Raw genomic sequence first — 13,241 nt, forward strand, 5'->3', positions numbered from 1 at the left:
GCGAGCCTATCAAGGAGAATCCGTATGTCCAACTTCAGAGAAATGGCTAACTTCATCTGGTCTGTCGCCGATTTACTTCGTGGCGATTACAAGCAATCGGACTATGGCAAGGTCATCTTGCCGATGACGGTTCTTCGCCGTCTGGACTCAGTGCTCAAACCAACCAAGTCCCATGTGCTCGCTAAAATGGCGGAAATGGCACGGATGAATGTACACAACCTAGAGCCCGTCCTCAATCGGATAACCGGTTATGAGTTTCACAATACAAGCAAGTTCGACTTCGAATCTTTGCTCGATGACCCGGATCACCTCGCTGCCAACCTGATGGCGTACATCAACGCATTTTCTACCAACGCCAAAGACGTCATGGACTACTTCGAGTTCGGCAAGCAAATCGAGCGGCTGGACCGTTCCAACTTGCTCTATCAGGTCATGCAGAAGTTTGCCGCCATCGATCTTCATCCGGATACCATCGACAACGTGCAAATGGGATACATATTCGAGGAACTCATCCGCAAATTTGCCGAAATATCCAACGAAACAGCCGGTGAACATTTCACACCCCGTGAAGTCATTCGTCTCATGGTCAATCTCCTGTTCAACGAGGATCGGAATCAGGACCTGTCCAAGGAAGGCATTGTTCGGACGATATACGATCCCGCCTGTGGCACCGGCGGCATGCTCTCCGTTTCGGAGGAGTACCTGACGGAACTCAACCGGGACATCATGGTGCGGGTGTTCGGACAGGAACTCAACCCAGAGTCGTATGCGATTTGCAAAGCCGATATGTTGCTGAAGGGGCAGAAGCCATCGCAGATCAAGTTTGGCAACAGCTTTTCCGAGGATGGGTTCGCAGGGCAGACCTTTGATTACATGCTGTCGAATCCGCCCTTTGGCGTGGAGTGGAAGAAGGTCGAGAAGGAGATCAGGGACGAGGCAGAAAAGCTGGGGATGAATGGGCGCTTCGGGGCCGGCTTGCCAAGAATCAGCGACGGCTCACTGTTGTTCTTGCAGCACATGCTTTCGAAGATGAAGCCGGTGTCGCTTGGAGGAAGCCGAATCGCCATTGTTTTTAACGGATCGCCTCTGTTTTCGGGCGGTGCGGAGTCTGGTGAGTCGAACATTCGACGGTGGATTATCGAGAACGACTGGCTGGAGGCCATCGTGGGGCTGCCGGATCAACTGTTCTACAACACAGGTATCTCGACGTACATCTGGGTGCTCACAAACCGCAAATCTCCGGAACGAAGGGGTAAGATTCAGCTCATCAACGCCACGCATCTGTATCAAAAGATGCGCAAGTCCCTCGGCGACAAGCGCAACGAGTTATCAGATGAACACATCGCCGAAATCACTCGCATGCACGGCGAGTTCCGGGAGACGAAGTACAGCAAGATTTTCGACAACGAGGATTTCGGATACCGTCGCATCACGGTGGAGCGGCCGTTACGGTTGAATTTCCTCGTATCGGATGAGCGGATTGCCCGACTGAAGGACGAGAAGGCATTCCAGAACCTCGCCACGTCCAAGAAGAAGGGCGCTGCGGCGGAAGCGGAAATTGCTGACGGCAACCGCCAGCAGGAGATGATTCTGCGTGTCCTCGAAGGCATGCGTTCGGAGATGCTCTACAAGAACCAGGAAGAATTCGTGAAAGTGCTGAAGAAGGTGTTCAAGGCAAACGGCGTGGAGCTGACGGCGCAGATTCAAAAGGCTATTCTGTCAGCGCTGTCGGATCGGGATGAGACCGCCGACATCTGCCGGGATGCGAAGGGGATCCCCGAGCCGGATCCAGAGCAGCGGGACTACGAGAACGTGCCGCTGAAGGAAGACATCCACGAGTATTTCGAGTGGGAAGTGAAGCCGTTCGTGCCGGATGCGTGGATTGATGAGGACAAGACGAAGATCGGGTACGAGATTCCGTTCACGAGGCATTTTTACGAGTACACGCCGATGCGGCCGTTGGAGGATATACAAGCCGAAATTGTTGCCTTGGAGGACGAAATTTCTGAGATCCTCAATGGTCTGTTTGTTCGCTGATGGGAGGCGCTACCATGAATAGAACTGAATTGCCAATCCTTGCGGAAAGCGTTCCTCCAACGTGGAAACTCGAACGATTGAAACACACTGTACACATAGTAGTGGAAAAGGCGACGGGAGCAGATCAATCCTTGCCCTACATCGGAATGGAGCACGTTGAGTCGTGGACCGGTAAGATACTTGGCATGGCTGAAACAATGGACGATAGCATGGCCAACATATGTCGCCCTGGGGATGTTTTGTTCGGCAAACTCCGACCATACCTAGCGAAGGTTGTTATGTCGGAAGGCACTTACAGATGTACTCCAGAGTTTCTTGTCCTTCGTGCATATCGCTATCAACCAACCTTCTTGAGATACCTTTTGCTGTCCAATGCGTTCATCGATTTGGTCAACTCTTCTACCTATGGCGTAAAAATGCCGAGAGCAAGCTGGGATTTTATTGGGGAAATTCGGGTCCCGGTTCCTCCGGCAGATGCTCAGAGAAGCATCTCCTCCTTCCTCGACCATGAAACGGCCAAACTCGACCAACTCGTCGAGAAAAAGCAGCGTCTCATCGAGCTTTTACAGGAAAAACGCCAAGCCCTCATCACCCAGGCGGTAACGAAGGGGCTCGACCCGAATGTACCGATGAAGGATTCGGGGATTCCGTGGTTGGGAGAGGTGCCGGCGCATTGGGAGATTGCAAAAACATCACGAGTGGCGATTTCCATTCAAACAGGCCCGTTTGGTAGTCAGTTACACACTGAAGATTATGTTGATGATGGAATACCTGTTATCAATCCATCCCATTTGGTTGACGGAGATATTGTCCCGGATCCAACTTGTGCTGTATCACCGGTCACGAAGCAAAGACTAATCCGTCATGAACTCATGAGCGGTGATATCGTTTTCGCTCGTAGGGGTGAGATAGGTCGTTGTGCATTGGTGACTGAAGCGGAGCAGGGATTTTTGTGCGGTACGGGGTGCTTCCGTTTACGGCTTGATTCTCAAATAGTTAACCCGGCTTTCGTAGTGCTCTTATTTTCAACTCCATGGATGCGAGACTGGTTATTGATTGAGTCCGTAGGATCGACGATGGACAATTTGAATACGCAGATACTGTCAAGCACACCGTTATTGATTCCGCCCTTGACGGAACAACACCGGATCGTCCAACGAGTATCTGAGATATCTGAAGCTATCAGACAAGCAACAAAGAAGTTGGAGCAGCAAGCGGTACTTTTAAGTGAATACCGCCAAGCCCTCATCACTGCCGCCGTGACCGGCAAAATCGACGTGCGGCAGTATAGCTCTGACCATGCGGAGGTGGTCTCACAGTGAGCGATATTAAACTGTTTCGCACCAAAGGAACGGTTGAGGAGATTCCCGGCACCTCTGTCACAGTCGAAAAATCACTACAGGTACTTTTTGAAAACAATCTTGAAGCCTTGCTTGGTGTTAGAAAGTTGGAATCAGAATACTACACGGGCCCTGTTCATCGGGGCCGGATTGACACGCTCGGTATCGACGAGAACCACACTCCCGTTATTATCGAGTACAAACGTGCTACCAATGAGAACGTGATCAATCAAGGCTTGTATTACCTTGACTGGCTCCTTGATCATAAGGCCGAATTTCAGCTTCTCGTTCAGAAGAAGCTGGATCGGGAGACGGCAGATAGCATTGATTGGACAGCGCCACGTCTTATCTGTATTGCTGGCGACTATACAAAATTTGACCAGTATGCGGTTCAGCAGATCAACCGGCACATCGAGCTCTTGCGATACAAACGCTATGGAGATGACTTGCTTCTGCTCGAGCTCGTGAATGTTCCAAATTCATCCAAGGACTTTGGTTCATCGCCACGGGGAAGTAGCGACAATGTAGACATAGGCGAGGACTGGGTGAAACCAACGGGGCCGTATAAAACCTTCGAAGACAATCTGAACCAAGCTGACTCGAGTCTATACGACCTATACAGCGCACTACGAGATTACATTCTCGCACTGGGCGATGATGTCCAGGTAAAACGTCTGAAATATTACGAAGCATTCAAACGGATTCGAAACATAGCAAGTGTGATCATCCAGCCTCAAGTTCGGAACCTATTGGTCATCGTTCGGGTGGATCCGGATACCGTGACTGTGGAGGAAGGTTTTACACGTAACGTACGAAACATTGGTCATTGGGGCACTGGGGATTTGGAGATTACGCTTCGATCAATGGATGACCTGGAGAAAGCAAAGCCCTTTCTGAATCTTGCCTATGAAAGAAGTTGATCCCATGACCGCCATCCACACAGAGAAGGCGCTGGAAGAGGCGATTGAGTCGCATCTGCTTGCGCACGGCTGGCGCAAGGGCAGTCCGGATGCGTACGACCGGGAGCTCGCTCTGTTCCCAGCCACCTTCCTTGAATTCGTCAAATCGAGTCAGCCGAATGAGTACAACCGTCTCGTTGGCTTTTTTGGCGATAAAACGGACACCGAGCTCATTCGCCGCCTCGTCCAGGTCATCGACCGGGACGGTATGCTGAGGGCCATCCGCAAGGGGTTCGACATCTACGGTGTGCCCATCAAGGCGGCATTCTTCCGGCCGGCAAGCGGCCTCAACCCCGAGATTCTGACCCGGTACGAACAGAACATCCTCACGGTGACTCGCCAGGTGCATTATAGCCTGAAGAATGAGAAGTCGCTTGATATGGTGCTGGCTATCAACGGCCTGCCCGTGATGACGGTGGAGCTGAAGAATCAGTTCACCGGCCAGACCGTGCAGGATGCCATCCGGCAATACAAGCGGGATCGGGATCCTAGAGAGCTACTCTTCCAGTTCAAGAAGCGAAGCCTTGTCCACTTTGCAGTCGATCCGAACGAAGTCTATATGACCACACAGATTGCAGGACCCGACACGGTCTTCCTACCGTTTAACCGTGGCTACAACAATGGTGCCGGCAATCCACCTTCGGATGGGTTTCGCACGGCGTATCTGTGGGAGGAGGTCTGGCAAAAGGACAACTTCATGGACTTGCTTCAGAAGTTCCTTCACCTGCAGGTCGACGAGAAAGTGAAAAACGGCAAGAAGGTCCGCAAGGAGACGATGATCTTCCCTCGCTATCACCAGTGGGATGCGGTGAATAAAATTCTGGCTGACGTGCTGGAGAAGGGCCCCGGTCACAACTATCTCATTCAGCATTCGGCGGGATCGGGGAAGACCAACACCATCTCCTGGCTGGCGCATCGGCTGTCTAACGTACATGGGCCGGACGACAAGCCCATCTTTGATGCGGTTATTGTCATCACGGATCGACTGGTGTTGGACCGGCAGCTCCAGGATGCCATTTACCAGTTCGATCACGTACAGGGTGTCGTACGGCAGATTGACAAGAACTCACGTCAGCTAAAACAAGCTCTGGAGTCAGGGACGGCCAAAATCATCATCTCCACTATCCAGAAATTCGGAGTCATCTCAAAACAGGTCGCAGATCTCTCGCACAAGAACTTCGCCATCATTGTCGATGAGGCGCACAGCTCTCAAAGCGGCAAGGCGGCCGATGCGGTGAAGGAAGTGTTGGCGGCGGGATCGTTGGAAGAGGCGGAGCACATCCAGCGGGATCTGGATGCAAAGGCGAAGGACGTGGAGGACCAGATTGTTGAGGAACTGGCCAAGCGGGGTCGACAGAAGAATCTGAGCTATTTCGCCTTCACAGCCACTCCTAAGGCAAAGACGCTGGAGATGTTCGGTCGCTGGCCCGCACCGGATGCAAAACCTGAGCCGTTCCATCTGTACTCCATGCGCCAGGCGATTGAAGAGGGGTTCATTCTCGATGTGCTCCAAAACTACGTAACGTATAAGGCGTACTACAAGCTGGCCAAAGCCATCGAAGACGATCCGACGCTGGAGGAGAAGCCAGCGAAAAAGGCCATTGCCCGGTTTGCAAGCTTGCACCCGCATAACGTGTCGCAAAAGACGGAGATCATGGTCGAACACTTCCGTCGCATCACTCGCCACAAGATCGGCGGCCGAGCCAAGGCGATGGTGGTCACGAGTTCACGCCTTCATGCGCTGCGCTACAAGCAGGCGTTTGACGAGTATATCAAGCGCAAGGGCTACACGGATGTGGCGACACTGGTGGCGTTTTCCGGCACCGTGATCGACCAGGGCGAGGAGTACACGGAGCCTGGTATCAATGGATTTGGGGAAAAGGAGTTGCCGGATCGGTTTGACTCAGATGATTACCAGGTGCTCATCGTGGCAGACAAGTACCAGACCGGGTTCGACCAACCGCTCCTTCATACCATGTTTGTGGACAAAAAGTTGTCCGGGATCCAGGCGGTGCAAACGCTTTCCAGGCTGAACCGGACGCATAAAGGCAAAATGGATACGTTTGTGCTTGATTTCGTGAACACCCCGGAGGAAATCCAGGCGGCGTTCCAGCCGTACTATGAGGTCACGACGCTCGGCGAACAGACGGACCTGAACCTGATCTTTGACCTGAAAAGCCGTCTCGAGTCCCAAACAGTCATTTGGCCGGATGACGTCGAGGCGGTGGTAGAGGCGTTCTACAAGGGCAAGGATGCGGCGGCGCTGCACAAATACCTTGACCCGGCGGTAGAACGTTACTTGCAGTTGCCGGAGAAGGATCGTGACGAGTTTCGGTCGACGCTCTCGACGTTTGTTCGTATCTACGGGTTCATCACTCAGATTGCGCCGTTTCAGTCGGTTCCTATTCACAAGTTTTACACGTATGGAAGATTGCTGTTGAGAAAGCTCCCGGTGCGAGGACGGGTGGCGCTCGATCTCGATTACGAGGTGGAGATGCAGTATTACAGGCTGGAGGAGAAGTCGAAGGGCCGCATTGAACTAGTCCGGGAAACGCCGGGGGTGGTAGATGGCATCACCGATGCGGGAACGGGTGCATATCGCAAAAAGGAAGCCCCGCTCTCAAGCATCATTGAGGTGCTGAACAAAGCATTCGGAACGGACTTCAAAGAAGCGGATAGGCTTTTCTTTGACCAGTGGAGAGCGGAAGTTGAAAGCGATCCGATGATCATCAAGGCAGCACGCTCCAATACGATGGAGAATTTCCGGTATGCTTTTGAAGAAGTGTTTTTACAGAAAGGCATTGACCGGATGAGCCTTAACGAAGAACTTCTCGCCAGGATATTGAACGACTCTGGAGTGCGTGCTGCGGTCTCTGACTGGATGTTGGGAGAGGTGTACAAGAGCATCAACAACCGTCAGATGCTATGAAATGACAGAAACAGCCTTAATACTGACCTGTTATGGCAACTAATTGTGGTTCTATTAGGTGGATAATCCGCCGCAATGATACAGGCCTGCGAACTTGAATAGGACAAGCATTTGATAAAAGCATAAGGAGCTGCGGCTATGCACAAACTCCGGCTAGACAGTATCCTGATAACGGAGAGACTTGCTAAGGCGTTTGTTGGCGATGTGAAAGCAACCGTCCCTTTCCCTTATAGATCAGGCCCCTCGTTGGTTGGGTTTTTCAATTTCTTCGGATTTCACGCTTCCTATGGAAGCGGTTTTCCTACTCGATGGGTGTATGCTGAGGATTGCATCAAAAAAATAATCGCAGCAGGTAGGCTCAATGAATTTATCGACAAAGCACTATCAATCGAAGAATTGGTTTCACTTGACGGCGGCTCCCTTGCCTCTTCGTTAGAGCTCCGGGCTGATATCACAGCAGCCATAAATGAATATGTGTTTTCGCTGACAGATTATGAAGTAGTTCTTACTGACGATGGAGCAAGGCTACGAAAAAGGGAATCTGTGGCGTCTATAGGAGAAGGTTTTTATGCAAGGGTATATCCTGTCATCGTTGATGGAAAGAAATATGCCAAGAAGCAGTTGAAAGAGGAGTTTTTATCACAGAAAGAAGCAATTCATCGTTTCCGGCGTGAGTTTGAGATAATGGAAAGCCTGAATGATTGCCCGTACACCATTTCAGTCTACAACTTTAATGAGCAAGAACATTCGTTTACCATGGACTTTGCGGAAAAAACTCTTGGCCAATTTGTTACCGAGAACCATCATACAATGACGCTTCAATGGAAGGAGTACCTGTGTGAACAAATCATCCTTGGATTGATGGAGGTTCACAGGACCTCTCTTCTACATAGGGACCTGAGCTATAACAATATTCTCATCGTAAACAACGAGCCAAAATTGGCTGACTTTGGACTTGGAAAAGACGCAACACAGGACTACAGCTTCAAAACACAAACGGAGGCCGGGGTCGGAACACAGCATTTTACGGATCCCAGGCAACTTCTCAACGTAAAGAATGCTTCCGTTCAGACAGACATTTATTCCTTGGGCATGATAATTGACTTTGTGATGTGCGGGAGCATCGTTAGTCATGATCATAAATACAGTGGGCTCGTCAAACGAGCCACTCATCCGGACCTTGAAAAGAGGTACCGAGCTGTCGCAGAGCTATACGATGCGTTCCAATCAATCAAGAATTCGAACTTGGTGTTCGATCCTGTCGCTGAAATCATAAAAATGTGCCAAGAACAAAGCATATCTATGGAGAAGCTGCACGATTACTTTACACGCAAAGATAGAGGGAACACTTTGTTCAATTTGATCCTTAAAGACCGAGGGGCAGCCATAGAGGCACTTGAGATATTCACGTTACAGTACGAATATGAGGCGGATCCTCTCCTGAGGGATATGTTTGCGCAACTCCGTGACGAGCGATTGGTGTTTGCAGATTATGACAATTTTGGCTACACAGCAATGAACACTTTACTTAACTTGTCCAACAATATGGAGGCAATGCAAACGTGCGCTGATATAATCGACTATTGCGCAGATGTAGTTAATCGGTTCAACATACAGAAGTTAAGAAAGGAACAGAGAAACAACCCAAATATTCCTTACGAAATTCGAATGAGGTGGCTTTCATAGTAACCACATTGAGGTACGCCTCTGATGCCACCATGATTGTTGTGGAGATTCCTCAACCAATGTGTTGATAAGATAACAAAGTTTCGTGGGGTATTCATGATACTTTTGTTTTGTAACGCAAATTTGGCGTTTCTAAGTGTCAAACGGCTTTATGATACTTTTGTTTTGTAATTGTCAGACTTCTCTACATCCGATTTTCCCTGTTGTTGCGGGATCCCCATGATACATTTGTTTTGTAATTGCACATTTGTATCTTCGCAAAATCAAATCCTTCCCCAGTAAAATAAGTTGTTCCCTACAGCACGGGTGGATTCGGGTCAAAAGCCTAAATTCGCCCGTTTTTTAATGCCTGAGAGCGCAAGGCGGGGGAAACTCAGAGTAAAATTTTGAGGGGGATCAGACGCGAAAAAGCCCGAAATATCAAGGATTCCTGAACCATGCCCGATCAAAAATGCGAAAAAATAATTGACCAAATCTGTCCTCCCTTGACCCTCAAGCCCTGCTCTTCGCCCTCGCGACAGCGAACAACTTCATTTTACGCAGAATCGATGAATCTGGAAAAATCAAGGAGAAAAACGGGTGAGAAAAGGCGTGATCTACGGAAGAAATTCATTTGACGGTAGAAACTGGGTTGGAGTGAGGAAGAGTCGAGAAAAGTCAGGCGGGGCAAGGGATGAGGCAGGGTTGAGGCGGGAAATGGCGAGGGAAGAATTTGATTTGACGGTTACATAGTACAGGGAGCTAAATTTGATCTCAGGAGTCGTAGGTTCGATTCGAAGGGGAATAGGGGGCAGGGCGAGAATATTTCAGTACAGGTTTCTCTGTGACGAGCATTATTGTCTTTCTCCGACTTTCGACATCATCGTCGAAGTGATCAGATGTCTTGTGATAATCACCGTCATCACAAACTGAAACATAAGATACAGGTCATTGAAACAATTCCTGATCCCGCGTTGGCTTGATAACTGAGAAGTGGTGAATGGGCGGGGAGGTTCGAGAAACTTACCGTTGAGGAAAATGTGGTAGGCTAAACAGGGAACAAACAATCCCGAACCGACAAACGAGTTAGCTGATGCTGTCGATTGATGTATCTGAGGTGAATTGCGTGCGCGAAAGTGAATTGAAGTTCATTCTTGAGTCTTATTCATGGAAGAAGACCGATACAGCATTTCATCTACTACAGCAAGTCGAAAACGATACATATGTTGTTGATACTTCAAATGAAAAGTACGTTGTAAGGCGCTATAGACAAGGTAGATATTCCGCTGATGAGGTTCGTGCCGAACTTGAATGGATGGATGTGCTGGGTGATTTTATTGCCGTGCCCAAAGTTGTCAGGAACACAGACCATGATATAGTTTCCCGCTTGGTAAGTGGGAACAATGAACTCCTTTATGCAGTGTTTGAATTTGTTGAAGGTAAGGAGGTTGAGAATCCCGCATCTGATGATTACTATAACCTCGGTCGTTTAATGAGAAAAATGCATACAAGCGCAGAGACCGTGTTCAACCAAGTGACAAATACTTGGCAGGGTTGGAATCGTCCAAAATATGACTTAGAGCAAACTGTTGAAATCCCTTTGCGTAATTTATTGGATTTCGACGCGTTATCTGACGATGACAAAAGGCGATGTACCGACATTGCTCATGAACTCCGAAGAAGATTTGAAGCTCTCGATTCATATGGAAAGTTTATTCATGCTGACCTACACTTCGGGAACATCTTGGTTACGCCAAATCGGTGGTACTGCCTTGACTTCGACGAATGTGGCTTTGGTCACCGAGCAATAGATATTGGTGTTGTACGGCTACATCTCAAAAATAAGGACAAATCTGAAGAACACTGGGCAAATTTCGCAAACGGATACGCAGTTGAGTTTAGCCGTGAGGAAATTTCTTTAGGTACAGCCGTTCGGATATTCTATATGGCTGGGAAGATCCCTAAACGTCAAGACATAGTAGATTTACGACATGAACCAGACGCACGCATTCGAAGGTACTTGGGGTGGATTGAGTCAGAAATTTCTTAGACGTAGTTAGATTCCCGTAGGAAGGGGCAAAAAAATCAGGAGATAGGTCTGCTCAGAGAAATGGAATTTTTGACAAACGACTGATTTGAGCAAGGCTGGAAAATGCTGAAAAGCATACATGAGGAAGGGGGGGAGCGGACGATTGCATCCTTGCAGGACATTGTGCCCGATTCGGGGGAGTATATCATTGAGTTTGCCTATGGAGCATCTATAGCCGTTCTGGACTCAACTTGAAACAGCGACAATTGCTTACGATAGCCTGTCTAACCACGCAAGGGGATTGTGAGCCATAACTGTCCGTGCACATCAAGACAGGATTGAATGTGGGGTTGACGCAGATCGAGATCATCGGGACAATCTTGCACTGCATTCCGTATGTGGGCTTTCCAAGAGTAATGAATGCCATGACGATTGCGAAAAGGTGTTCAGTCAGCGGTGAGTCATGAAAACGCCCCTGGGAATTCCAAGCGGCATCCACTGTTCGTGTTTTAGTGAAAGTCCACGCCAATCTGCCGACCCATCTGTTTCTGACTCTTCGGAATCCTGACTTCCAGAATGCCATTCTTATACGACGCTTTCGCCCCCGTATCATCTACCGTCGTTGGTAAAGGTGCAGTGCGCGAGAATTATCTGTAATATAGTTCCATTCGATGTACGTTTTCGTCCTTTTGCTCGCCTATTCGTTCAATTTTGCCGCTGAGGTGAAGATGATTATCATGAGCAGTGATATTCACGTCTTCCTTCTTCTTCAGCCCAAGGATTTCGGCTGTCACAATCACTTCGTTTTGGGTTTCGCGAACATCACAGCGGAACCCGTGGCTTGTTTGCAAAGTGGCTGTCGAACCAGTCATCATCGAACAGTCGGGGGAATGATGGAAACCAGTCGGAAGCGCGTCGGGTGACATTGAACGGATCATAAGGGACTAAGGGCATTGTTGACTACACCTCCAAGTCGAAATGTCCGTCATTATGATTTGCTGTAGAACGGGAAAATTGCATCGACCTGAATCTGCACGCAGAAAATTGTCATGAATATCCGCTTTCAAACCCGTCTGCGGCATTTCGAAAATGTCGCGTTGTATCGCATGTAACATCTTTTAAATAGACGAATCCAAAGACTCCGTTCCTAATTGACTTTCCTTATGATATGTCTCAAACAGAACGAATCCAGTTTGCAATGTCCTCTATCACTTGTTCATCTAAATGTTGTGCCACACGATACTCCTTTTTCGCTTTGCGAATCTCACCGTAAACAGCAGGCATAAACAGGTGATTCAGGTTTGGGTAAAGTTTGCATATCACGTTTGGTTTATCGCCAAGCAGTTTTTGATAACCACCAAAGTCCTTTTCGATGGATATTTGAAAATCCTTCTCGCCCTGCAAAATCAGCACGGGTTTTTCTAATGTCTTGAGATAATCAGTGGACGGATGTTCCTCCATTTCTTTGAAGTAGTATGCCCTAGTATATTTGCCGAACAGTTTCGTGGATTTCGCTTCTTCGTCGCTGAGGTTATTGATGTTGCCAAACTTGGCGGACAATGCGGCGATCTGTTTCTTTGCAATCACTTTTAAAAGCCCGTTTAAAGAGTTCAGGACATCGTTGTTTTGATCCATCAAGATTTCTTCCAATTTGCGCGGAGAACCAGCCATGATGATGATTCCTGCGAACCGTCCGCCTTTTGCATCGATTCGAGGTGCCAGCATTCCGCCTAAACTGTGACCAATCACAAACACTTTGTTCGGATCGATCCTCATATCGTTGCGTAAGAAATCAGCTGCCAGGATGGCATCTTCGATGGTTTCCTCCTTTACCGAGATGCCAACGTCATCTTTCATTTGTTTGCCGTACACGAAGGTTCTCTTGTCATAACGCAACACCGCAATCCCTTTTTCCGACAGACCTTCAGCGAGGTCTCGAAAAGGGGAATTGTTCCCGAACTTCTCATCCATATTGCTCGGACCAGACCCGTGAACCAATACAACAGCAGGAAACAATCCACTTGCTTCATCAGGGATGGTTAATGTACCGTCCATGCGAAAAAATAATTGACCAAATCTGTCCTCCCTGTATCCTCAAGCCCTACCTTTCCCCCTCGCGCCAGCGAAAAACTTCATTTTACGCAGAATCGATGAATCTGGAAAAATTACGGAGAAATACGGGTGGGAAAAGGCGTGATCTACGGAAGAAATTCATTTGACGATTACACTGTGTCCTTAGGGACTAGCAACCGGTTGAAATTCTTGACGATGAAGAATGTATG

General features: G+C 48.8%; 9 protein-coding genes and 2 pseudogenes. 8 read left to right on the plus strand and 3 right to left on the minus strand.

Features of this window, described 5'->3' with window-relative positions:
- The first annotated feature begins 24 nt into the window (after window positions 1-24).
- From FY534_RS01790 to FY534_RS01810, 5 genes are all read left to right on the plus strand, one after another.
- The gene (locus FY534_RS01790; RefSeq protein ID WP_203114996.1) at window positions 25-2,037 is read left to right on the plus strand and encodes a type I restriction-modification system subunit M; all 2,013 of its coding nucleotides are present in this window, start codon (window positions 25-27) and stop codon (window positions 2,035-2,037) included.
- Between the two features lie 14 nt (window positions 2,038-2,051).
- Window positions 2,052-3,359, plus strand: coding sequence for a restriction endonuclease subunit S (locus FY534_RS01795; protein ID WP_238413614.1), 1,308 nt, complete (start codon window positions 2,052-2,054; stop codon window positions 3,357-3,359).
- Window positions 3,356-4,297 carry a DUF5655 domain-containing protein gene (locus tag FY534_RS01800; RefSeq protein WP_203114997.1) on the plus strand — a complete coding sequence of 314 codons (942 nt, stop codon included), beginning with the start codon at window positions 3,356-3,358 and terminating at the stop codon, window positions 4,295-4,297. Before FY534_RS01795 ends, FY534_RS01800 begins: the two co-directional genes overlap by 4 nt.
- A 4-nt stretch (window positions 4,298-4,301) precedes the next feature.
- Window positions 4,302-7,265 (plus strand): type I restriction endonuclease subunit R, encoded by a 2,964-nt coding sequence (locus FY534_RS01805; protein WP_203115503.1) that lies wholly within the window; start codon window positions 4,302-4,304, stop codon window positions 7,263-7,265.
- 138 nt (window positions 7,266-7,403) lie between these two features.
- Window positions 7,404-8,951, plus strand: coding sequence for a protein kinase domain-containing protein (locus tag FY534_RS01810; protein WP_203114998.1), 1,548 nt, complete (start codon window positions 7,404-7,406; stop codon window positions 8,949-8,951).
- A 317-nt stretch (window positions 8,952-9,268) separates the two neighbouring features.
- Here FY534_RS01810 and FY534_RS14545 read toward each other — a convergent pair whose 3' ends face one another.
- A complete protein-coding gene (locus FY534_RS14545; protein ID WP_238413615.1) occupies window positions 9,269-9,424 on the minus strand; it encodes a hypothetical protein in 156 nt (51 codons plus the stop codon).
- A 106-nt stretch (window positions 9,425-9,530) separates the two neighbouring features.
- Between FY534_RS14545 and FY534_RS01815 the strand changes: the two genes are divergently transcribed.
- From FY534_RS01815 to FY534_RS01825, 3 genes and pseudogenes are all read left to right on the plus strand, one after another.
- Window positions 9,531-9,683 carry a hypothetical protein gene (locus FY534_RS01815; protein ID WP_203114999.1) on the plus strand — a complete coding sequence of 51 codons (153 nt, stop codon included), beginning with the start codon at window positions 9,531-9,533 and terminating at the stop codon, window positions 9,681-9,683.
- Between the two features lie 340 nt (window positions 9,684-10,023).
- Entirely contained in the window at window positions 10,024-10,980 is a 957-nt protein-coding gene (locus FY534_RS01820; RefSeq protein WP_203115000.1) for a phosphotransferase enzyme family protein, read from the plus strand.
- 102 nt (window positions 10,981-11,082) lie between these two features.
- Window positions 11,083-11,426: pseudogene (locus FY534_RS01825) on the plus strand (carboxymuconolactone decarboxylase family protein).
- A gap of 42 nt (window positions 11,427-11,468) precedes the next feature.
- Here the strand turns inward: FY534_RS01825 and FY534_RS01830 are convergent.
- Together FY534_RS01830 and FY534_RS01835 are read right to left on the minus strand one after the other, a co-directional pair.
- A pseudogene (locus FY534_RS01830) lies at window positions 11,469-11,897 on the minus strand (Hsp20/alpha crystallin family protein).
- A gap of 235 nt (window positions 11,898-12,132) precedes the next feature.
- Window positions 12,133-13,014, minus strand: a complete 882-nt coding sequence (locus FY534_RS01835; protein ID WP_203115001.1) for an alpha/beta hydrolase family protein — start codon at window positions 13,012-13,014, stop codon at window positions 12,133-12,135.
- Window positions 13,015-13,241 lie beyond the last annotated feature (227 nt).

The sequence above is a fragment of the Alicyclobacillus sp. TC genome (assembly GCF_016804365.1).
GTDB classification, from domain to species: domain Bacteria; phylum Bacillota; class Bacilli; order Alicyclobacillales; family Alicyclobacillaceae; genus Alicyclobacillus_I; species Alicyclobacillus_I tolerans.